The organism is Ochrobactrum teleogrylli (assembly GCF_006376685.1).
GTDB lineage: Bacteria > Pseudomonadota > Alphaproteobacteria > Rhizobiales > Rhizobiaceae > Brucella > Brucella teleogrylli.
In genome coordinates this window covers 46,797-67,023 of the sequence record NZ_VEWL01000002.1, presented here as the reverse complement: position 1 = coordinate 67,023, position 20,227 = coordinate 46,797, and the positions used below count along the sequence as shown (strand labels likewise).

Genomic DNA, 20,227 nt, shown 5'->3' with positions numbered 1-20,227 from the left:
ACGCCGCAAAAAGTCAAAAGCACAATCGGTGCTTGTTATCGCTCGTTTCAGAAAAGAGCCTTGATAACATCTGCCCAGCTCAGATCCGCACCAAGCGCCATTGCTGCGGCGACAAAGCCTGCACCGAGAAAGGTGAGGGTGGTTCTGGTTTCGCTGGTCATCATATCTTTCCCCATCAAATCGGTCGCTTGAAGTTGTGAGGAATGTCGCGGGTGAATGAGCCCGGAATGTGATGCGATAATGGCTATTCCGGGCATTTTGCAGGCAATTTGCGGATAAGGTAAATGGCGGCTCTTAGACCTGCGTCTGCTGCCAGTTGAACACCAGTTCCTCGCGGAAGGCAAAGCGGACGATGTGATTGACCACGACGTCCTGAAGCCGCTCGAGATTTTCGGCTGAGGTCTTCACGGTGGTGGTCAGTTTTTCCGCATCGGCGTCGAGAATCACCAGCCGGTCGTCGCCGAGATCGATCTGGCCGTGTTCGGGTGTGAATTCGACGGCAAACTTATGCGCCCAGTGTTTGCAGAGTTGCTGCAGATAACGGCTGGCATGGGCGGTGGGAACAATGGCTGTAGCTTGCGACATACGCAGTAATTTCCCTTTGAATTGCGAAGTGGTTCCAGCTGCGCGTAACAATATACTGGCAGAACGGCCAGTATTAATTCCATCAATTTTTCGGGAAAAGAAAAACCAGCAAGTGGTACGCCCAAGGGGAATCGAACCCCTGTCTGCGCCGTGAAAGGGCGCTGTCCTAACCGCTAGACGATGGGCGCCTGCTGGTGTGGGGCGCTTATAGTCAGGATAATTCAGACATGCAAGCCCCTTTTTTCAGCATCTGTGAAATAAATTCAGATGGTGCAAAACGGCGTGCGAAGGATCGCGCTCGGAGCGCTAAAGCTTTGATATGTTGGGGAAAAGAAAAACCAGCAAGTGGTACGCCCAAGGGGAATCGAACCCCTGTCTGCGCCGTGAAAGGGCGCTGTCCTAACCGCTAGACGATGGGCGCCTGTTGCTGGTGTGAGTGGGCTTATATTCAGGTCGATGCTGACTCGCAACCCCCTAAAATCAGTTTTCTGAAAAAAGTCGCATAAGCACCTATTCCGTAGGACGCAGCCTGTGGATTTCCAGGCTATGGCTTTGAAATCGATGACAAAAAGAAAGGCTGGCTCCAATGGGGCCAGCCTGTTCATTCAAGAGAATTGGGGCGCAGAGGTTCAGATCAGCCCTTGCATTTCCAGTTCCAGTCGCGTTCCGGCCCGATATCCACATGGACGGATGACGTATGGCAATAGGTGCCGACGCCGCCGCGTCCCGGCATTGATCGCGCAAAGCGGGCCATTTCCCACTTGGAAACACCATCGATCTGAATATCGGCTGCGGCACAGATCATATGGAGCGATTTGCGGGCGCCGTTGACCTTGCGGTTATAGGAAGGGCTGCGATAGCCGGATGTGACCATGACTGGGCGGCGGAAGTGCCGTTCCATGGTCTTCAGCATGGCGACGAGTTGCGGCTTGAGGCAGGCAACATCCACGGTCTGGCGCTGTACCTTCAGGCCGTTCGGCGCGAGCCGGGCGAGGCCGGGCGCCGAAGCAAGCGTGACATTGGGAGAATCATCATATTCGTTCGCATCAATGTCGGTGTCGTCATAGAGACTATTGCGATGCTTGATCTCGATGCCGCCATTCGCGCGCACACCTGGCAATGTATAATTATACTCATGCTTCACGGCAGGCGAGACAGGCTTTGCCATCGCCAGCTTCTTGTTCTCGGTACGGTCGGAACGTGAATTGGCCGATTCGTCGGAGAAAAGCCGCGAGATGCTGCCCTGCGATGCGGTCGGGCGCTGGGGTGTCGCATAGGCATTGGCATTTTTCGGTGTGCCGAAAAGCGAAGCGACCTGAACCGGCTTTTCCGGCTGGGCCGGTTTGGCGGCTTCCGGCTCGTTCGCCTTCGCGACTTCAGCGGCAGGCGCTTCGGCCTCGGTTGCAGGCTTTGCTTCAGCGGTCTTAGCCTTGGGCTTCTCGGCGCTGGCCGTTGCGGCTGGCTGTTCGGTCGCTTCGGCTGGCTTCGATTCGCTGGAACCACTTCCGCCAAACAAGCCGAACAGCGAATTGCTCTTCTTTTCCGGTGCCGCCGCTGCCACTTGGGTTGGCTGCACTTCGGTTGCCGCGTTTTCCGCAGTTGCGGTCACGGCTGCATTTTTCGCATTCTCCTTGGCCGGGGAGGCGGCAGATGTAGCGCCAGGATTGGCCGCCGTTGCAGCGGCTGCGACCTGTTTGGCCTCGCCGGGCTTTTCTTCCGTCTTTGTCTCTGCGGTCTTTGCTTCTGTGCCAGCTTCGGCGGCGACAGTCTGGTCGGCAGCACTTTGCAGCGTCTCGGTCAGCATCGAGCCATTGGCCGTCATCTGCAGTGGCTTGCCGTCAGGACCGGTCCCCGTCGATGTACAGGACGACACCAGAAGCGCGAGCAAAGCCACGCTGCCTGAAAGTAGTCGGCCGGTTGTCCGGTGCGCAGAAGGTACAAATTTCAATAGTCCGCTCCAGCTCGATTTCCCTGACCAGTTTGGCGAACCGGACGTGTCCGAACCCACCTGGCTTCGGGAGATCGGCTCTCCCGTGTGGGTGGAACCAATCACAAAAGTGATTTCTCCCACGGTCCCCTGTCAAAGCCCAATAAAAGCTTAGGGAAACAAACTCCATTATATCAATGCGTTAAAGTGGCTCTCCCAGTTTCTCAGTGAGCCAATTTTAGCAGTGTGCAAATCACCTGATCTGCAATTGTTGCCAATTTTTAAGTTTTTTATGCCGTGAAGGCAACTATCGAAGTGCATTTTATACGACAGGCACTATGCATTATTCCGTGGGGTTAAGGATTAACCCATTGGTAACAAAATATTACTTTGTGTAATCTTTTGAGGATCAGAGTGCTGCTCCTATCGAAATAAGCGGCTTCGGCAGGCCAAATGTCGGAATTGGGCCAATCGCTTGTTGACATGATGCATCGACTTGGTGCTATCCCTTCGGAAGTATATTCTGTCGCGACTTGTGCGGCAGCCTCAACGGCAGAACCGGGATCAGACATATGACCAAGAGCACGCGGCAGATCGCCCATCTCATGCTGGCATTAACCGCCGCAGCGATGCTCACTGCCTGTGCCGGTGGCAAGGAATTTCAGGGCGTGCCGCAGGAAGGCGCATTGCGCACCGGCGTCTATCCGACATTCGGTCGTATGCCGAAGGCTGCAACCGAGCAGATCACACCGGAAGAAAAGCAGCAGATGACTGCAAAACTCGATTCCGATCGCACGCGTCTTGCGGCATCGAGAACGTCTGGCGGCGGTTTTACCCCCGCACAGGCTGAGGCCATGCGCAAGCAAGCGCAGGCTGAATCGGAAGCTACCCTGAAGCAGATCGAATCCGGGGAAGAATAAGCCCTTCATCGACACGCAAGGCCACGTTCGAAACGGCGCGGCAAGAAGTCTCGACCCGATTCGATAACAGGTGTATAGCTCCACCCGCGGCGCAATGATGCGTCCTATCGTTAACTCTCCTTTTGGAACAGGATCATGTCGGAAGAATTCCATAAAGTCCGTCGCTTGCCCCCTTATGTCTTTGAACAGGTCAATCGCCTGAAGGCATCGGCGCGAGCGGGCGGGGCCGACATCATCGATCTTGGGATGGGAAATCCCGATCTGCCGACGCCGCAGAATATCGTCGACAAGCTGTGCGAGGCCGTTCAGGACCCGCGCGCGCATCGTTATTCCTCGTCGAAGGGCATTCCGGGGCTGCGCCGCGCGCAGGCGCAATATTATGCCCGCCGTTTCGGCGTGAAGCTCAACCCGGATACGCAGGTTGTCGCCACGCTCGGCTCCAAGGAAGGCTTCGCCAACATGGCGCAGGCCATCACGGCGCCGGGCGATGTGGTGCTTTGCCCGGACCCGACCTATCCGATCCATTCCTTCGGCTTCATCATGTCGGGCGGCGTGATCCGTTCAATTCAGGCCAAGCCGGATGACAACTTCATCCCGGCACTGGAGCGGGGCGTGAAGCACTCGATTCCAAAGCCGATTGCGCTGATCCTCAATTTCCCGTCCAATCCGACGGCTTATGTGGCGACGCTCGACTTCTATAAGGATGTCGTGGCCTTTGCGCGCAAGCATGACATCGTCATCCTGTCGGATCTGGCCTATTCGGAAATCTATTTTGACGGCAATCCGCCCCCGTCCGTACTCGAAGTGCCGGGCGCCATGGATGTTGCGGTCGAGTTCACCTCCATGTCGAAGACGTTCTCGATGCCGGGCTGGCGCATGGGCTTTGCGGTCGGCAATGAACGCCTGATTGCTGCTCTGACGCGTGTGAAATCCTACCTCGATTACGGCGCATTCACGCCGATCCAGGTGGCGGCAACCGCTGCGCTTAACGGCGACGGTTCCGACATTGCCTATGTTCGCGATGTGTATAAGCAGCGCCGCGATGTGCTGGTTGAAAGCTTTGGCCGTGCAGGCTGGGTTGTTCCGCCGCCAGCAGCGACGATGTTCGCCTGGGTGCCGATCCCGGAACGCTTCCGCGCTCTTGGCTCGCTCGAATTCTCCAAGCTACTGGTGGAAATGGCCGATGTGGCCGTTGCTCCGGGCATCGGCTTTGGCGAGCACGGCGATGATTATGTGCGTATCGCTCTGGTCGAAAACGAACATCGCATTCGTCAGGCAGCGCGCAACATCAAGCGTTTCCTCGCCACCAAGGATGAGAACCTGCACAATGTGATCCCGCTGGAAGGCCGCCGCTAAGCGCCATTCCGGGTTCTTCCTTTCTGGCCGTGACAAGCGCGCGGCCAGAACTCCCACCTACCAAAAATCCACTACATCCACACAATCAGAGTCAGAAGGTCGATATAATGAGTGATGCATTGCGGATCGGCGTTGCGGGGCTTGGCACCGTTGGCGCTTCAGTGTTGCGTATCCTGCGTGACAAGTCCGAAATGCTCACCCGCCAATGCGGTAAGCCGGTGACTATTACCGCCGTCAGCGCCCGAGATCGCTCGCGTGACCGTGGCGTTGACCTGAACGGTATCGACTGGTTCGATGATCCGGTCGAACTGGCCAAGTCTGCCGATATCGACGTTTATGTCGAGCTTATCGGTGGTGATGATGGCCCGGCCAAGGCTTCTGTTGAAGCCGCTTTGCGCGCTGGTCGTCATGTCGTGACCGCCAACAAGGCGCTTCTGGCACGCCATGGCGTCGCTCTGGCGAAAATCGCCGAAGACAAGGGCGTTCTTCTCAACTTCGAAGCGGCGGTCGCCGGTGGCATTCCGGTCATCAAGGCGATGCGCGAGTCGCTGACCGGCAATACGGTTTCGCGCGTCTATGGCATCATGAATGGCACTTGCAACTACATCCTGACCCGGATGTGGGAAGAGGGCATTTCGTTCGAGGCCTGCCTGAAAGACGCGCAGCGTTTGGGCTATGCCGAAGCCGACCCGACTTTCGATATCGAAGGCAACGACACCGCGCACAAGCTTGCGCTGTTGACCAGCCTTGCCTTTGGTACGCAGATTGCTGCCGACGATATTTATCTTGAAGGCATCAGCAATATTTCGCTCGCCGATATTCGCGCCGCCGATGAACTGGGTTACCGCATCAAGCTTCTGGGGGTGGCGCAGAAGACCGATACCGGCATTGAGCAGCGCGTGCATCCGACCATGGTTCCAACCTCGTCGGTGATTGCGCAGGTGCATGGCGTGACCAATGCGGTTGCCATCGAGACCGATCTTCTGGGCGAGCTTCTTCTGTCTGGTCCGGGTGCGGGCGGCAATGCGACGGCGTCCGCAGTCATCGGCGATATCGCGGATATCGCCAAGAGCCGTCCGGGCTTCCAGCATGGTCCTGTTTTCGGCACGCCTGCCAAGGCCTTGCAGCCTTATAAGCGCGCCAAGATGCGCAAGCATGCGGGCGGTTATTTTATTCGTCTGACGGTTCTCGACCGCATCGGCGCCTTTGCCGGTATCGCCAAGCGCATGGCCGAAAACGACATTTCGCTTGAGTCGATCGTGCAGCGTCCGCCGATGGGCGACATGCAGCAGGAAGGCATCAAGACTGTCATCCTCGTCACGCATGAGACGACGGAAGCAGCCGTCAAGAAAGCGCTGGAAGCGATCCTCAAGGACGACCATCTGGTGGATAAGCCGCAGATGATACGTATCGAGCGTGCAGGCTAAATCGAGTGTCGCGCTGTGCGATCTGCCATGATTATTCGTGGCCGATTGCACCATGATGTTGCGCAGGCCAGTTCACGCCCGGCCATGACATGCAACGAAGCGTGTAGTCCTTAAATCGATTAAGCAATTGAGCGCACATAGTTTTTAGCTTTCGGGCTCTTGCAGGGCACCGGGGACTTTGACAAAAGGTTCGCATACTGTCGCTATAAACGCGGCATGGCGCCCCTTGTGGCGCATCAACGCAATTCGAATTCAGGACTTGTTCAAATGGCCAACACCGCAGAGCAGCACCCCCACGGACTGGATCGCATTCTCACACTGGAACTGGTCCGTGTAGCCGAACGCGCAGCAGTGGCAGCAGCGCGGCTGCGGGGGCGTGGTGACGAGATGGCTGCCGATCAGGCCGCTGTTGACGCCATGCGTCAGGAACTGAACCGTCTGCCGATTTCCGGCACGGTGGTGATCGGTGAAGGCGAGCGCGACGAAGCGCCAATGCTCTATATCGGTGAAGAAGTCGGCACCAAGCAGGGGCCGGATGTCGATATCGCGCTCGATCCGCTGGAAGGCACGACGATCTGCGCGAAGAATCTGCCGAACTCGCTGGCGGTCATCGCCATCGCCGAGAAGGGCAATCTGCTTTATGCGCCCGACGTCTACATGGAAAAGATCGCCGTTGGCCCGGGCTATCCGAAGGGCGTTGTCGATCTCGACGCCAGCGCAACGGAAAACATCAACTCCATCGCCAAGGCGAAGGGTGTAAAGCCGCATGAAATCACGGCTTGCATCATGGACCGCCCGCGCCACGCACGCCTGATCGAAGAAGTGCGCGCGACAGGCGCTGCAATCCGCCTGATTGGCGACGGCGACGTTGCAGGCGTGATGCACACGACCAATCCGGATGAAACCGGCATCGACATTTATATCGGCATCGGCGGCGCACCGGAAGGCGTGCTGGCTGCGGCAGCTCTGCGCTGCATCGGCGGCCAGATGCAGGGCCGTCTCCAGCTGAACACGGACGAGAAAGTCGCCCGTGCGCTGAAGATGGGCATCTCGGATCCCAAAAAGGTCTACACGATGGAAGAAATGGCCAAAGGCGACGTGCTCTTCGCCGCCACCGGCGTGACGGACGGCAACATGCTTTCTGGCGTGAAATTCGCCCGCGATTACATCCAGACGCATACTATCGTGATGCGCTCGAGCTCGCAGACCGTGCGCGAAATCAAGGCTCGCCATCAGGATCTGTCGAAGTTCTAGAGCATTTCCAGCAAAAGTGCGAAGCGGTTTTGCGTCGGATAATGCGATAAAATAAAGAACCCAATCGCGTCGAACTTCACGACGAACCGGCAAATCCCGAAAAGCCCCGTGCTTTTCGGGATTTCTGTTTATGGAGCCTTGCGCAGATGTTTTGGCCAAAGATTTGTCATTTTGATCGCGACTGTGTTCAATCACCTATCGACGAAGAAATGGAGCGGGCATGACCGAAACGCCGAATAAGCTACGGATCGCGGTACTCTTTGGCGGGCGTTCCGCCGAGCACGAGGTGTCGGTTCTTTCTGCAACAAATGTCATGACCGCGTTGGATCCCGCGAAATATGAAGCCATTCCAATCTATGTCACCCATGAGGGCCAATGGCTGTTGACGAGTTTTGCAGGCGGCAAGCTGGAACGGCCCGAACACGGTACTGAAGTGTCATTGCTGCCGGGCGGCAAGGGACGCGCTGTTGCGCTGCCCGAAAGTGGTTTGCCTTACGAACTGGCGCGGATCGATATCGTCTTCCCGGTCTTGCATGGGCTTCACGGCGAGGATGGCAGCGTGCAGGGGCTAACCGAAGTGGCGCGTGTGCCGATGGCAGGTTGCGGTATCTGTGGTTCCGCCAATGCGCTCGACAAGGATATTGCCAAGCGCCTGCTGTCCGAAGCGGGCATCCCGGTGGCGCGCGCCATGACGGTTACGCGCGACACGGTTCCATCCTTCGATGTGCTGATCGAAGCACTCGGCCTGCCGATCTTCATCAAGCCCGCGCGCCAGGGGTCATCTGTCGGTGTCAGTAAGGTTCAGACAGAAGCCGATTATCAAAAGGCGCTGGCGGAAGGTTTCAGGCACGACGCCAAGCTTCTGGCGGAAGAGTTCATACAAGGCCGCGAAATCGAATGCGCAGTGCTGGAGGACGAGAATCACGGCCTGTTCGTGTCGCGAACGGGCGAGATAGTCCCGGCAGAAAGCCACGGTTTTTATAGCTATGATGCCAAATATATTGATGAAGACGGTGCGGCGCTGAAAGTCCCGGCAGAGTTGCCGGCGGATATCGAGACCGAACTTCAGGCGGTCGCGGCGCGGGCGTTTCGGGCGCTCGGTTGTGACAGCATGGCGCGTGTCGATTTCTTCGTCACACCGGATATGCAGTTTCTCGTCAACGAGCTGACCACTATTCCGGGCTTCACCAATATCAGCATGTATTCGAAAGTCATGGCGGTGAGTGGCGTCAGCTATCCCGAGGTCATTGACCGGCTCGTGGCGCATGGTCTGGCCCGTGCAGCGCGCGACAATTAAGGTTAGGCACGGCTGATAAATTGCGGGCGGCATTGCAAAGATGCCGCCTTTTGTGTCTTTAAGAGTTTATGACGACAGAGCGCCTTTTCCTTGGAATAAAACAATCTGCAACCGGCCAGAAATGGGTGGATCGACTGGGCTTGCGCGAATCCAACACCGCGCTTGCCATTGCCCAGCATCACGGCATTTCCGATCTGGTGGCGCGGGTTCTGGCGGGGCGGGGCGTAACGGTGGAAGGCGCGCCGGAATTCGTTGATCCCACACTGCGCAATCTCATGCCCGACCCGGCCACGTTGACCGATATGGAGAGCGCGGCAGGCCGCATTGCCGATGCCATCGAGCGCCGCGAGACCGTTGCGATCTTCGGCGACTATGACGTGGATGGTGCCTGTTCATCGGCGCTGATGGCGCGTTTTCTGAAGCATTACGGCATCCAGCATTCGATCTATATTCCTGACCGGATTTTCGAGGGTTACGGCCCAAATCCCGATGCCATGCGCGAGTTGGTTTCCAAAGGCGCGAGCCTGATCGTCACCGTGGACTGCGGCACGAACAGCGCGCCCTCAATCAGTGCAGCCAAACAGGCTGGGGCGGATGTGGTCGTGCTCGATCACCATCAGGTGGGCGGCGATCTGCCGGAAGATGCGGTGGCCATCGTCAACCCGAACCGCGAAGACGATATTTCGCAACAGGGCCATCTTTGCGCTGCGGGCGTTGTGTTCCTGACGCTGGTACAGGTCACCAAGATATTGCGCGAGCGCGGCAAAGGTGCTGCACCTGATCTGTTGTCGCTGCTTGATCTCGTCGCGCTGGCAACGATCTGCGATGTGGTGCCGCTGCAAGGCGTCAATCGCGCCTTCGTCGTCAAAGGTTTGCTGGTTGCGCGAGCGCAGAGCAATGCCGGATTGGCGGCGCTTGCGCGGGTGTCCCGGATCGGCGAGCCGATCAATGTCTTCCATCTTGGCTATCTCATCGGTCCGCGCATCAATGCGGGCGGTCGCATTGGCGATGCCGGACTGGGCGCAAGGCTGTTGACGCTCGACGATCCATCGATGGCAGATCGCATCGCCATCGAACTCGACCGGCTCAATCAGGAACGTCAGGCGATGGAAGCGGAAATGCTTCTGGAAGCCGAAGCGGAAGCATCGCTTGAGATTTCCGGCGGTGCAGGCGCTTCGGTGATCGTGACGGCCAGTGAACGCTGGCACCCGGGCATCGTTGGCCTGCTGGCATCGCGATTGAAGGAAAAGGCACGGCGACCTGCCTTCGCTATCGCTTTCAATGCCAATGGCGTCGGCTCCGGTTCGGGGCGCTCGATCAGCGGTCTGGACCTTGGCAGACTGGTGCGCGGCGCGATGGAGCGCGGGCTGCTTGTCAAGGGCGGTGGCCACGCCATGGCGGCCGGCATCACCATTGAACGGGCCAAGCTTGGCGCGCTTCGTGCCTATCTGGAAGACGAATCCGCCCATATCGTTGCGCGTCTCCGTGAAAATCAGAGCCTTTCCATCGATGGCGCGCTTGCCGCTTCCGGCGCGACTGTTTCGCTTTATGAAGCCTTGCAGAAGGCCGGACCTTACGGTTCCGCCCATCCGCAGCCAACTTTGGCCCTACCGCATCATGTGCTGGCCGATGTGCGTGGTGTCGGTCGCGACCATGTGCGCGTCGTCTTACGCGGCGCCGATGGCAAGCGGGTCAATGCCATTGCGTTTCGTGTGGCGGAAGGCGATCTCGGGCGCTTTCTGTTCAACAATATCGGGCAGAGCGTTCATGTGGTCGGCAACCTGTCGCTCAACCATTGGAACGGTTCGGTCTCGCCGCAAATCCAGATTCTGGATGCGGCAAAGCCGCTTTGACCGCATTTGAAATTTCTCGATTTTTTTGAGTTCACGCCCTTGTGAAGAACGGGGGGCAATTCCCATATGTGCAATGATTTAAACATTCAGTCATGTCTCTAAATGGGAGTAAACAATGCCGGGTTTCGGAAACCGCCTGACAAAACTGACCGCCGCGATGGTTCTGGGCCTGATCGCCTCATTCGCCGCTGTCGATTTCGCCGAGGCTCGCCGTGCAGGCGGAGGCGGTTTTGGCAGCCGTGGGGCGCGTACCTATCAGGCGCCTGCGCCGACGCGCACCGCACCGAATAATGCAGCACCAATTGAACGTTCAATGACGCCGAATACCGGCGCAACGCAGACGACCCGTCCTGCCGCCGCTGGCGCGCAGAATGCGGCTCCGGCACGTGCGGGTGGCATGTTTGGCAATTTCGGTCGCTCCATGTTGGGCGGCCTGCTCGTTGGCGGTCTGATCGGTATGATGCTCGGTAACGGCCTCGGTGGTCTCGCTGGCATGTTCGGTCTTCTGTTGCAGGTGGGCGTGATTGCGCTGATCGCAATGTTCGTCATGCGCATGTTTGCCAATCGTCGTCAGGGCGCGACCGCAACGGCAGGCGCTGGCAATGCCAACGCTCAGCCTTTTGGTTCAGCGCAGCCTTTCGGCGCAGCCAAGAGCGCCGCGCCACAGCAGGCTGGCAACTTCGGCGGTCGCACGCCTTCGGTCAATCCATTCGGCGCGGGCGCCAAGCAGGCTGAAGAGCCGGTGGCTCAGGCTGTTGAAGATGAACCGATGGATGTCGGACAGGAAGAGCTTGATCGTTTCGAGCAGATGCTTTCGGAAATCCAGAGTGCATATGGCCGCGAGGATTACGCAGCGCTCCGCAAGCTGACCACGCCGGAAGCCATGTCCTATCTGGCGGAAGAACTGGGTGAAATTGCTTCCAGCGGTATGCGCAACGAAGTGAAGGACGTGAAGCTGCTTCAGGGCGATGTTTCGGAAGCCTGGCGTGAAGGCAATATCGAATATGCCACCGTGGCGATCCGCTACTCCGCAATCGACCTCATGCTTGACCGCAACACGGGCGCGGTTGTCGAAGGCAACCCGAACGAGCCGGTCGAAAGCACCGAAATCTGGACCTTTACCCGCGTCGATGGCGGCGACTGGCTGCTCGCAGCCATTCAGGGAACGGAATAAGCATTTTAATCAAGAAAAAGCCCGGTCGCGAGACCGGGCTTTTTTCGTTTAAGCATTTCCAGCGAAACTGCGAGGCGGTTTCGTGCAGGATAATGCGTGTAAGCAGAATTCTTACCAGCTGCCGACATTCTCGGCGGAAGCCCATGGCTCCTGCGGTGCGAGGCGTTCGCCCTTCTGGATCAGTTCGATGGATATGCCGTCTGGCGACTTGATGAAAGCCATGTGGCCATCGCGCGGTGGGCGGTTGATGGTGATTCCGGCATCCTGTAGCTTCTGACAGGTGGCGTATATATCGTCCACTTCATAGGCGAGATGACCGAAATTGCGCCCGCCCGTATAGGTTTCCTGATCCCAGTTATAGGTCAGTTCGATGGTCGGTGCGCGCTCTGCGTTGGCGCGTTCAGCATCGCCCGGAGCGGCAAGAAAGATCAGCGTGTAGCGCCCTTTTTCGTTTTCGATGCGACGGGTTTCTTCAAGGCCGAATTTATTCACGTAGAAATCGAGTGATTCGTCGATGTCGCGGATTCGAACCATCGTGTGCAAATAGCGCATTTTATTCTCCTGAAGCATTTCCAGCATGTGGCGAAGCGTTTGGGGCTCGCGAAGGGATATAGCAAATAGCAGGCGCTTTTCCACTTTCCTCTTTGGGTTTTGATTTCTGGTAAGGTGCAGTCACGCGCAATGTCGGCAAAAAACATCAATTGGGGAATTGCCCTCGGGCGTCGTTGCCATATGTCCCGAAATGAAGCCGGTTTCGGGGCTTTGCGGCAGGTGCGGTAACCATGGAAGCACAAAGTCTGTGATGATCGTGGGGGAGAACAAAAGTTTAGGCTTGCCGCCTCCGGTTAAGGAAGTGTTATTCTTTGGACAAGAATCAGCTTTGAATCGCAACGGAAGAATAGAGGAGGGGCGAACGCATGGCGGACAAGTCTGTGTCGAATGACCAGTTTCACAGCCAGCACGCCTCGGAAGAGCTGGGCGATATCATTGAAATATCGGGCCATATCAAATGGTTCGACGTGGCCAAGGGCTACGGTTTCATTGTGCCGGATCAGCCGGGCCTGAACGATATCCTGCTTCATGTGACGTCGCTTCGTCGCGATGGCTTCCAGACGGCGCTGGAAGGCGCACGTATCGTCTGCGAAGTTCGCAATGGCGATCGCGGCCTGCAATGTTTCCGTGTTCTCTCGATGGACACATCCACAGCGGTTCATCCGGCGCAGATGCCGCCGCAGCGCACCCATGTGACGGTTACCCCGTCGAGCGGCCTTGAGCGTGTCATCGTCAAGTGGTTCAACCGTACCAAGGGCTTCGGCTTTCTCACCCGCGGTGAGGGCACCGAGGATATTTTCATCCATATGGAAACGCTGCGCCGTTTCGGCATGATGGAACTGCGTCCCGGTCAGGTTGTGCTTATTCGCTTCGGCACGGGCGACAAGGGCCTGATGGCTGCTGAAATTCACCCGGATATCGGCACGGCTATCCCGGTTTCGCACTGATTTCTCATCAAACCGAGCATGTCATCCCACAGTGAAAATCCTTTGGGAGCGGCTATGTGTGGAGACAATCCACATCGCCCTGTGAACTGCCCTTGACGTTCTCGGTCAAAAGGCGGTGAGGGGCGGGTCTTCGTCTCTTGTCCCCATTATGCCGCGTTGATAATCTCCCCGCCCGAATTGCAGGTTTTTGGCGTGGTTGGGAATGGCTCGATTATTTTTTGTTATCGCATTTTTATTTGCAGCTTTTGGCGCGCAGGCACAGGAAAAGCAGCCGATGCGGCTGCCGGTGGATGCCGCGCCGCTGACCTTCATTACGGCCAAGGGCAATAAACTCCCCTTCGCACTGGAAGTGGCGGATTCTGACGATGCGCGTGTGCGCGGGCTGATGTGGCGCACCGATTTTCCCAAGGACCGCGCGATGATCTTCATCTTCGGTGAGATGCGCCGCGTCATGATGTGGATGCAGAACACCCCGCTGCCGCTCGACATGGTTTTCCTTGACGAGAAGGGCCGTGTCACGGCTATCCATGAAAATGCGGTGCCCTATTCGGAAGATATCATTTCATCCGAGGTTCCGGCAGCCTTTGTGGTGGAGCTTCTGGCCGGTACGGTAAAGCGCACGGGCATCAAGAAGGGCGACAGAGCCGTCCATCGCGTGATATGCGGCGCGTGTCGATCCTGAAATCACGCCGAACACTGCCGACGGAACAATCATAAGGAATAAACAGTTGAGTGCCCTCGATATCGAATATTTCGACCATGACGGCTTGCGTCTTGCATATCGTCAGGATGGAGAAGGCGATCCGATCCTGCTGATCCACGGCTTTGCGTCATCGAGCCTTGTCAATTGGGTTTCGCCCGGCTGGTTCCGGACTCTGACCGAGGCAGGCTATCGCGTTATCGCCATCGACGATCGCGGACATGGGTTTTCGGCCAAAAGCCACAACGCGGATGATTATACGCCGACCAAGATGGCAGGCGATGCAGCAGCGCTGCTCGATCATCTGGGCATCGAAAAGGCGCATGTGATGGGCTATTCGATGGGCGCGCGGATCACCGCTTTTCTGGCTATCGAGCATCCCGAGCGGGTTCACAGCGCAATCTTTGGCGGATTGGGCATCGGCATGGTCACCGGCGCTGGCGACTGGGAGCCGATCGGCGAGGCGCTTCTGGCCGAAGATCCGACGACGATCACCCATCCGCGCGGGCAGATGTTCCGCAAATTCGCCGACCAGACCAAGAGCGACCGCATCGCGCTGGCCGCCTGTGTGATCACCTCGAAAGAACTGGTTCCGGCGGAAGCCATTGCGCGCATCATGCAGCCGGTGCTGGTTGCCGTCGGCACGACCGACGACATTGCCGGTAATCCGCAGGAACTGGCGGATCTGTTGCCGAACGGTCAGGCGCTCGATATTCCGGGGCGCGACCACATGCTGGCTGTCGGCGACAAGGTCTACAAGAAGGCGGTTCTGGAGTTTCTCGCGGAAAATCCGCTCTGATCTTCGTTTTGAGGCCTGTGTCAATTTCTGCGGTGTCAAGGCAAAGCATTTTCAGTTATGCTGCGCGCCGAACTCGTATTGCGGCGCGGAGCCATGCCGGAAAATTCGGCTTTCGTCTGGCCTGCGCGGTGCAAAACCGGAGTATATCTATGTCTGTTCGCTCAACTGCTAAAGTGAATGCCAGCCTTGGGCAAGTTGATCCAATCTGGCACTCGGTCCGCGCTGAAGCGGAGGAAGCCGCCAAGTCCGATCCCGTGCTTGGAGCCTTTCTTTACGCGACTATCCTTAATCAGCCGAGCCTTGAAGATGCGGTCATGCACCGCATCGCGGAACGCCTCGGTCATGCCGATTTGAGCGCCGATATTCTGCGCCAGACATTCGATGTGATGCTGGACGCCAATCCGGAATGGTCGCAGACTGTTCGGGTGGATATTCAGGCCGTTTACGACCGTGACCCGGCCTATAGCCGTTTCATGGACCCGATCCTCTACCTGAAAGGCTTTCATGCGATCCAGACCCACCGTCTGGCGCATTGGCTCTATCATCAGGGCCGCCGGGATTTTGCCTTTTATCTCCAGAGCCGATCGTCTTCGATCTTCCAGACCGACATTCACCCGGCAGCGCAATTGGGCAGCGGGCTTTTCCTCGATCACGCGACCGGGCTGGTCGTCGGCGAGACCGCGGTGATCGAAGACAATGTTTCGATCCTGCATGGCGTCACGCTCGGCGGCACCGGCAAGTCGAGCGGTGATCGTCATCCCAAGATTCGCCATGGCGTGTTGATCGGAGCGGGCGCGAAGATTCTCGGCAATATCGAAGTGGGGCATTGCTCGAAGGTCGCGGCGGGTTCTGTCGTCGTCAAGCCTGTGCCGAATAATGTCACGGTTGCCGGTGTTCCTGCCAAGATCATCGGTGATACGGGCTGCGCTGAACCGTCCCGCGTCATGGACCAGTTGCTGGGCGACGGCGTGCTGGGTGACGGCATTTAATCGCGCAAACGCCGAATGCACAGAATCCGGGCCGCTTGCTGGTTTTTCTCCGCGAGCGGCCTATATTTTGTCGAAAGCGGTGGTTAGGCGCTAAAACCCCGAGGGACTACTCCCCCAGGGGTTTACATCACAAAAGCCCGGGTGCAATAAACCGGCTTGAATTCAATATCAGGAGAAGCCGGTTGAAACCCGAAGAACTAAAAAAACTGGACGCCTATTTCAAACGGACCTTCAACAATCAGGGCCTTCAGGTGAAGGCGCGCCCGCGCAAGAACGACTCGGCCGAGCTTTATATTGACGACGAGTTTTTGGGCCTGATCTACAAGGATGAGGACGAAGGCGAACTGTCCTACAATTTCTCGATGGCTATTCTCGACGTCGATCTCTAGGGCGCGGCTTGGGAAAAATCGCGAGATTTTTCGAGAGTTGTCCATGATGATCCGTCACAGCCCGACGATCTGACGCCCTTTCCGCTTTGCGGAGAGGGCGTTTTGTTTAGTCATTCCCCAACAAATGCCCGGTTGCGAACTGTCGCATGGCTTCATCGAGTGTTTTCCACTCGGCCAGCATATCGCGGGGAAAACGATAGAGAATCTGCAGCCCATTTCCGAACTGGATATCGCGCTCGCAGGCGTTGAAGTTTTCTGCCGAAGCATCGCTCATGCAACGGGCGACGAAAGCCGGATTACCGCTTGCGGTATCGGAAAGCACCAGTTCTTCACCAGTATAACCGCTGCCTTCCAGAAACTGGTGGATCGTCAGTCCTCCCGGTAGAGATTCACCCTCCGGCTCAATCAGCGCAGCATAGATCGGCAGATAGCGTCCGCTCATGTCGCGGGACATGGTGCGCTCTTCAATCGACATGAATAGCAATTGGCGCTTCGGCGTGAGCAGATTGAAGATTGCCCGGTCTGCTTCCGTATAGCCGGTCAGTCCGGGCCAGCGCGCGTAGAGATCGAGGCGCGTTGTCAGACCGTCCCGCCGCTGATTGGAAAAGCGGATCATATTGGCTGGCATGGACAGGACATTGTTGCCGATCAGCACTTTATAGAGATGCGTGCTGTCGGAATGGCCGCCGCGCGCAATCGTTGGGCCAAGCAGGCCACCACCAATATTGATCGCAACGGAAAGCACCACAAGCGCGACAACCGCCAGCAGGATGCGGACGAAGAGCCGGTTGCCCTCTTTTGTCGTGGTAGTTTCGATTGCGCTGTCCATTGGCGGGAATGCCATGCTGATGATATTGCAGCGATTATTGGTCTTTTATGGTTAACGGAGGGTGAAGCCGCGCTTGTCCCTCATCCAAAAAAAGCTTAGCTCTTTTCATGAAGACATTCTGATGGAGGAGCCCACATGCCGATATATGCTTATAACGGACACAAGCCGCAATTCGCAGACCGCGCCAGCAACTGGATTGCACCGGATGCGACACTGATCGGCAAGGTCGTCGTGGGCGAAAATGTGGGCTTCTGGTTCGGCGCCGTCCTGCGCGGCGACAATGAAGTGATTGCCATCGGCGACGACACCAATGTGCAGGAACTTTGCGTCATGCATACCGATATCGGCTATCCGCTGACGATTGGCGCGGGCTGCACCATCGGCCATCGGGCGATCCTGCATGGCTGCACCATCGGTGAGAACACCCTGATCGGGATGGGGGCCATTGTGCTCAATGGCGCGAAGATCGGCAAGAACTGCCTTATCGGAGCCGGGGCTCTGGTGACGGAAGGCAAGGAAATTCCGGATAACTCGCTGGTTGTCGGCTCGCCAGCGCGCGTTTTGCGTGAACTGGATGAAGCGGCGGTGGAGAAGCTTAAACTTTCCGCCAAGCATTATGTGGAGAAGGGGCATTCCTTCATGCGCGGCATGGAACCGGCCTGACGGTTCGGTATTAAAAAAGGACGGAGCCAGAGGGAGACTGGCGACCCGTCCCTTGAACTTCATCGATGTCTGATCAGTTCTTGATGCTGCCGACGAGAATGTCGCGGTCATCCTTGATCGAAACCCAACTGCCGCTGTTCGCGGTCGACTGACGCTTCAGGTAGGTGTAGTCGGTCTTGTTCCAGGCCAGAACTCGCTCATCGAGATTGTCGAGAATGAAATCGCCGCGGTCGGTGCGAAGCGTCAGGACGGCATGGCCATCGCCATTCGGCTGGCGAACGACGGTGAACAGAAGCGTGTTGGCAGGAATGCCAAGCGCCATCAGTTCGCGCTGCTTTTCCAGCATGTAGTCGTCGCAGTCGCCGGCGGTTACCGGATATTCCCAATATTCTTCGCGACCCCAGACTTCCATGTCGGTGGCTGGCTTGATTCGCGTGTTCACGCTGTCATTGACGGCAATAATCTGCTGCCACAGCTTCGGCGTCAGCTTGAGAGCATTGGTGTTGCGGCTGACGATCTTGCACTCAGCCGGGTAGCGCTCGCAAAATTCATAATGCCCGATTGGCTGCGAGGTGCGTTCGCCGGTGCTCATCCATGGCGATTTTGATGCCGGGTTCGCTGCTTGCGCCAGTCCGACGCCGAGCAGCAGAAGGATCGCTGCGATGATGGTTTGCTTGGTCATTCTTTTATCTCCCTGTTGGAGATCAAAATGACCGGGACAATTTGAAGGCGCGCAAATTTGAGCGCGAAAATGCGAGTCAAATTCGATTAAAACTGCGCGGAATATTGAAAGTTTTTGTAAAGAAAGCGGCCAATTCGGCCCGAAAACGCGGGTTTTCGCGATATTTTACTGTTTATACCCGCGCGGGCGGTTTGCCAATCCGTAACCTTGACGCGCGTTCATCTTTTCAGCCGTTCAAAGTTTAGCTGAAAAGACTGTCGAGCGCCGTGCTGGTCTGGATTGTGGCGAACTCGATGGCGAAACCGTCTGCGAAATGGCGCACGACCCGTCCGCGGATCGGCCCCAGCAGGACGCCGCTCTTGATCGCCGGTTTGACATCGCATTCGATAGCCGCCCCCGAAAGCGACAAGTCGGCGATGCGGCAGAGCAATTGGGTGCCATCCGGAAAGGTTACATTCTGGTGCGACTTGCGCGGAACGACACGCTCATGGCGGCGATCTTCCGGCAGCGAAAGTTCATGCCGGTTGGCAAGCCATGTCAGCTGCGCCGAAAGCTTGTCCTTTTTGGTCGCGGTATTGGTGAGGAGAAGATGAAAGCCTTCCGCCGAAATCTGGTAGGCCGTACCTTCGATGCGACCGACATGATCGATATAGGCAATGATACGCTCGCCATTACGCGGCGTGGCGATACCGGTCATCAAGGCAGTGCCGGGCGACATGCGCTTCAGGACACAAGGATACTCGTTGCGATTTTCGAGCATATAGCGACCGTTGAGATCAACGTTCACGGCATTGAAATTATCCTGTCGCCCGCTGTTTGCAGGTGATGCCGCCGCGAATCCCCTCATTGAAGCTGGCCCATCTCAGTCTTTCGCCAATAAGCTGTTATTTATATTATACTTAAAGCAGTTCGGCGCAAAAGAGAAACGCGATTTCAAGCTTTGCCGCCATTGATGACGCGCAGATGCGGCGCCTTGCGCATGGGTGGTGTTGCCAATCGGGTTTCCGTCCACTGACGGGTGCGATTCGATGCATTGACCGTAAAGATCGCCGCCTTTACCGCTTCGTCGGCAAGCGCCACATCCGGTGCAATCGGCTCGATGTGATTGAGATGGCCGAGCACCAGAGGGTCGGCACCCGCCCAGGTCACATTGTCCAGAACGGCGATGCTGCCCATCAGGCCCAAGCGACCGTTGCTGGCTTCTAAGGGCGCGAGCAGCATTTCAAAGCTGAGACTGCGGCCCGAAAGGCTGATTCCATCATGCAGGCTAAGTGCGGGGATCTGCATTGCGCTGACATTCTGCGCCAGTTCGCTGAGGGCAGGGCGGTCGCGCTCCGGCCACAGGGATAAAAGGCGCACACCTTTCAACTCGCGACCGAACAGGGTGCAGATTCGTGTACCGCCAAGACGAAAGACAAGTTCGCCATTTTCATCGGCTTCTACGAAAAAAAGATCGGACAAATGCCGTCCAAGCCGACGCGGTTCGATATCGGTCCGCTGCGGCGCTTGAAAGCCGTGCTCCAGATCGTCATTGCGATCAAAGGCCAGTCGCTGCCATTCGCTGAATATCGCGATCGTGCTGCGGTGTTTCATCGTGCGCCGTTCGTTTGATTCTGGGTGAATTGGGACTGTTGATCGATTTCGAAGCGCCGTGGCTCCGTCTCACGACCATTAAAATAGTATTAACGGCGCGGATGCCAGCTTAACCCTTTCTTCATCCACGGCGCTCAGCTGTTAAGGTTAACGGCAAGTAACTGTTGCAATGGCAAGAGCACAGGCGTTTGATGAACACATCAGATGAAGCCGTTGTCTTGATTTGTGTTTTTCTGAGATCCAGTCGTTAATTTTGCGAATCTCGCTGGTTCGCATCAGGGCCGGTGGTTG

The 20,227-nt window shown here is 57.1% G+C and carries 20 protein-coding genes and 2 tRNA genes; 13 read left to right on the top strand and 9 right to left on the bottom strand.

The genetic code is table 11. From position 1 onward, the window contains the following. Positions 1-294: 294 nt before the first annotated feature. The 4 genes from FIC94_RS04440 to FIC94_RS04425 all read right to left on the bottom strand — a co-directional run bounded on the left by FIC94_RS04440 (position 295) and on the right by FIC94_RS04425 (position 2,533). Positions 295-585 (bottom strand): DUF2218 domain-containing protein, encoded by a 291-nt coding sequence (locus FIC94_RS04440; protein WP_140024073.1) that lies wholly within the window; start codon positions 583-585, stop codon positions 295-297. Between the two features lie 113 nt (positions 586-698). Next, positions 699-773: transfer RNA gene (locus tag FIC94_RS04435), tRNA-Glu, on the bottom strand. A 158-nt stretch (positions 774-931) separates the two neighbouring features. Then, a tRNA-Glu gene (locus FIC94_RS04430) sits at positions 932-1,006 on the bottom strand. Between the two features lie 213 nt (positions 1,007-1,219). After that, on the bottom strand, positions 1,220-2,533 hold the full coding sequence (locus FIC94_RS04425; RefSeq protein ID WP_140024071.1) for a YcbK family protein: 1,314 nt from the start codon (positions 2,531-2,533) through the stop codon (positions 1,220-1,222). Positions 2,534-3,084: 551 nt separating this feature from the next. Between FIC94_RS04425 and FIC94_RS04415 the strand changes: the two genes are divergently transcribed. From FIC94_RS04415 to FIC94_RS04385, 7 genes are all read left to right on the top strand, one after another. Continuing rightward, positions 3,085-3,432: a hypothetical protein gene (locus FIC94_RS04415; RefSeq protein ID WP_109369256.1), complete on the top strand. Its 348-nt coding sequence runs from the start codon at positions 3,085-3,087 to the stop codon at positions 3,430-3,432. Between the two features lie 135 nt (positions 3,433-3,567). After that, positions 3,568-4,788 carry an LL-diaminopimelate aminotransferase gene (locus FIC94_RS04410; protein WP_140024068.1) on the top strand — a complete coding sequence of 407 codons (1,221 nt, stop codon included), beginning with the start codon at positions 3,568-3,570 and terminating at the stop codon, positions 4,786-4,788. A gap of 107 nt (positions 4,789-4,895) precedes the next feature. Beyond that, a complete protein-coding gene (locus tag FIC94_RS04405; RefSeq protein WP_109369254.1) occupies positions 4,896-6,215 on the top strand; it encodes a homoserine dehydrogenase in 1,320 nt (439 codons plus the stop codon). 267 nt (positions 6,216-6,482) lie between these two features. Then, complete coding sequence (gene glpX, locus FIC94_RS04400) at positions 6,483-7,469, top strand: class II fructose-bisphosphatase (RefSeq protein WP_109369253.1); 987 nt, start codon at positions 6,483-6,485, stop codon at positions 7,467-7,469. Positions 7,470-7,689: 220 nt separating this feature from the next. Next, positions 7,690-8,766: a D-alanine--D-alanine ligase family protein gene (locus FIC94_RS04395; RefSeq protein WP_140024066.1), complete on the top strand. Its 1,077-nt coding sequence runs from the start codon at positions 7,690-7,692 to the stop codon at positions 8,764-8,766. Positions 8,767-8,834: 68 nt separating this feature from the next. Next, the gene (gene recJ / locus FIC94_RS04390) at positions 8,835-10,619 is read left to right on the top strand and encodes a single-stranded-DNA-specific exonuclease RecJ (RefSeq protein WP_121536329.1); all 1,785 of its coding nucleotides are present in this window, start codon (positions 8,835-8,837) and stop codon (positions 10,617-10,619) included. 115 nt (positions 10,620-10,734) lie between these two features. After that, positions 10,735-11,793 (top strand): Tim44 domain-containing protein, encoded by a 1,059-nt coding sequence (locus FIC94_RS04385; protein WP_140024065.1) that lies wholly within the window; start codon positions 10,735-10,737, stop codon positions 11,791-11,793. 111 nt (positions 11,794-11,904) lie between these two features. Here the strand turns inward: FIC94_RS04385 and gloA are convergent, their stop codons facing one another. Next, entirely contained in the window at positions 11,905-12,345 is a 441-nt protein-coding gene (gene gloA, locus FIC94_RS04380) for a lactoylglutathione lyase (protein WP_140024064.1), read from the bottom strand. Positions 12,346-12,710: 365 nt separating this feature from the next. Between gloA and FIC94_RS04375 the strand changes: the two genes are divergently transcribed. The 5 genes from FIC94_RS04375 (at position 12,711) to FIC94_RS04355 (ending at position 16,169) form a co-directional block, all read left to right on the top strand. Further along, positions 12,711-13,292, top strand: coding sequence for a cold-shock protein (locus FIC94_RS04375; protein ID WP_109369248.1), 582 nt, complete (start codon positions 12,711-12,713; stop codon positions 13,290-13,292). Positions 13,293-13,494: 202 nt separating this feature from the next. Continuing rightward, positions 13,495-13,974 (top strand): DUF192 domain-containing protein, encoded by a 480-nt coding sequence (locus FIC94_RS04370; protein ID WP_140024063.1) that lies wholly within the window; start codon positions 13,495-13,497, stop codon positions 13,972-13,974. 46 nt (positions 13,975-14,020) lie between these two features. After that, positions 14,021-14,791, top strand: a complete 771-nt coding sequence (locus FIC94_RS04365) for an alpha/beta fold hydrolase (RefSeq protein ID WP_109369246.1) — start codon at positions 14,021-14,023, stop codon at positions 14,789-14,791. 149 nt (positions 14,792-14,940) lie between these two features. Then, a complete protein-coding gene (gene cysE, locus FIC94_RS04360) occupies positions 14,941-15,780 on the top strand; it encodes a serine O-acetyltransferase (RefSeq protein ID WP_140024061.1) in 840 nt (279 codons plus the stop codon). A gap of 182 nt (positions 15,781-15,962) precedes the next feature. After that, on the top strand, positions 15,963-16,169 hold the full coding sequence (locus FIC94_RS04355) for a DUF3126 family protein (RefSeq protein ID WP_078339271.1): 207 nt from the start codon (positions 15,963-15,965) through the stop codon (positions 16,167-16,169). A 106-nt stretch (positions 16,170-16,275) separates the two neighbouring features. Here the strand turns inward: FIC94_RS04355 and FIC94_RS04350 are convergent, their stop codons facing one another. Then, positions 16,276-16,998 (bottom strand): hypothetical protein, encoded by a 723-nt coding sequence (locus FIC94_RS04350; protein WP_140024059.1) that lies wholly within the window; start codon positions 16,996-16,998, stop codon positions 16,276-16,278. A 135-nt stretch (positions 16,999-17,133) separates the two neighbouring features. Between FIC94_RS04350 and FIC94_RS04345 the strand changes: the two genes are divergently transcribed. Beyond that, positions 17,134-17,661, top strand: coding sequence for a gamma carbonic anhydrase family protein (locus FIC94_RS04345; RefSeq protein ID WP_140024058.1), 528 nt, complete (start codon positions 17,134-17,136; stop codon positions 17,659-17,661). A 73-nt stretch (positions 17,662-17,734) separates the two neighbouring features. Here FIC94_RS04345 and FIC94_RS04340 read toward each other — a convergent pair whose 3' ends face one another. The 3 genes from FIC94_RS04340 to FIC94_RS04330 all read right to left on the bottom strand — a co-directional run bounded on the left by FIC94_RS04340 (position 17,735) and on the right by FIC94_RS04330 (position 19,936). Then, positions 17,735-18,343 carry a transglutaminase-like cysteine peptidase gene (locus tag FIC94_RS04340; protein ID WP_109369243.1) on the bottom strand — a complete coding sequence of 203 codons (609 nt, stop codon included), beginning with the start codon at positions 18,341-18,343 and terminating at the stop codon, positions 17,735-17,737. A gap of 241 nt (positions 18,344-18,584) precedes the next feature. Beyond that, positions 18,585-19,190, bottom strand: coding sequence for a PilZ domain-containing protein (locus tag FIC94_RS04335; RefSeq protein ID WP_140024056.1), 606 nt, complete (start codon positions 19,188-19,190; stop codon positions 18,585-18,587). A gap of 86 nt (positions 19,191-19,276) precedes the next feature. After that, the gene (locus FIC94_RS04330; RefSeq protein ID WP_109369241.1) at positions 19,277-19,936 is read right to left on the bottom strand and encodes a PAS domain-containing protein; all 660 of its coding nucleotides are present in this window, start codon (positions 19,934-19,936) and stop codon (positions 19,277-19,279) included. Positions 19,937-20,227: the final 291 nt, after the last annotated feature.

What these genes read in the sequence shown, in the direction of transcription:
- FIC94_RS04440 (WP_140024073.1), bottom strand. Translation starts at nt 585, where the DNA reads ATGTCGCAAGCTACAGCCATTGTTCCCACCGCCCATGCCAGCCGTTAT.
- FIC94_RS04415 (WP_109369256.1), top strand. Translation starts at nt 3,085, where the DNA reads ATGACCAAGAGCACGCGGCAGATCGCCCATCTCATGCTGGCATTAACC.
- FIC94_RS04410 (WP_140024068.1), top strand. Translation starts at nt 3,568, where the DNA reads ATGTCGGAAGAATTCCATAAAGTCCGTCGCTTGCCCCCTTATGTCTTT.
- FIC94_RS04405 (WP_109369254.1), top strand. Translation starts at nt 4,896, where the DNA reads ATGAGTGATGCATTGCGGATCGGCGTTGCGGGGCTTGGCACCGTTGGC.
- glpX (WP_109369253.1), top strand. Translation starts at nt 6,483, where the DNA reads ATGGCCAACACCGCAGAGCAGCACCCCCACGGACTGGATCGCATTCTC.
- FIC94_RS04395 (WP_140024066.1), top strand. Translation starts at nt 7,690, where the DNA reads ATGACCGAAACGCCGAATAAGCTACGGATCGCGGTACTCTTTGGCGGG.
- recJ (WP_121536329.1), top strand. Translation starts at nt 8,835, where the DNA reads ATGACGACAGAGCGCCTTTTCCTTGGAATAAAACAATCTGCAACCGGC.
- FIC94_RS04385 (WP_140024065.1), top strand. Translation starts at nt 10,735, where the DNA reads ATGCCGGGTTTCGGAAACCGCCTGACAAAACTGACCGCCGCGATGGTT.
- gloA (WP_140024064.1), bottom strand. Translation starts at nt 12,345, where the DNA reads ATGCGCTATTTGCACACGATGGTTCGAATCCGCGACATCGACGAATCA.
- FIC94_RS04375 (WP_109369248.1), top strand. Translation starts at nt 12,711, where the DNA reads ATGGCGGACAAGTCTGTGTCGAATGACCAGTTTCACAGCCAGCACGCC.
- FIC94_RS04370 (WP_140024063.1), top strand. Translation starts at nt 13,495, where the DNA reads ATGGCTCGATTATTTTTTGTTATCGCATTTTTATTTGCAGCTTTTGGC.
- cysE (WP_140024061.1), top strand. Translation starts at nt 14,941, where the DNA reads ATGTCTGTTCGCTCAACTGCTAAAGTGAATGCCAGCCTTGGGCAAGTT.
- FIC94_RS04350 (WP_140024059.1), bottom strand. Translation starts at nt 16,998, where the DNA reads ATGGACAGCGCAATCGAAACTACCACGACAAAAGAGGGCAACCGGCTC.
- FIC94_RS04345 (WP_140024058.1), top strand. Translation starts at nt 17,134, where the DNA reads ATGCCGATATATGCTTATAACGGACACAAGCCGCAATTCGCAGACCGC.
- FIC94_RS04340 (WP_109369243.1), bottom strand. Translation starts at nt 18,343, where the DNA reads ATGACCAAGCAAACCATCATCGCAGCGATCCTTCTGCTGCTCGGCGTC.
- FIC94_RS04335 (WP_140024056.1), bottom strand. Translation starts at nt 19,190, where the DNA reads ATGAGGGGATTCGCGGCGGCATCACCTGCAAACAGCGGGCGACAGGAT.
- FIC94_RS04330 (WP_109369241.1), bottom strand. Translation starts at nt 19,936, where the DNA reads ATGAAACACCGCAGCACGATCGCGATATTCAGCGAATGGCAGCGACTG.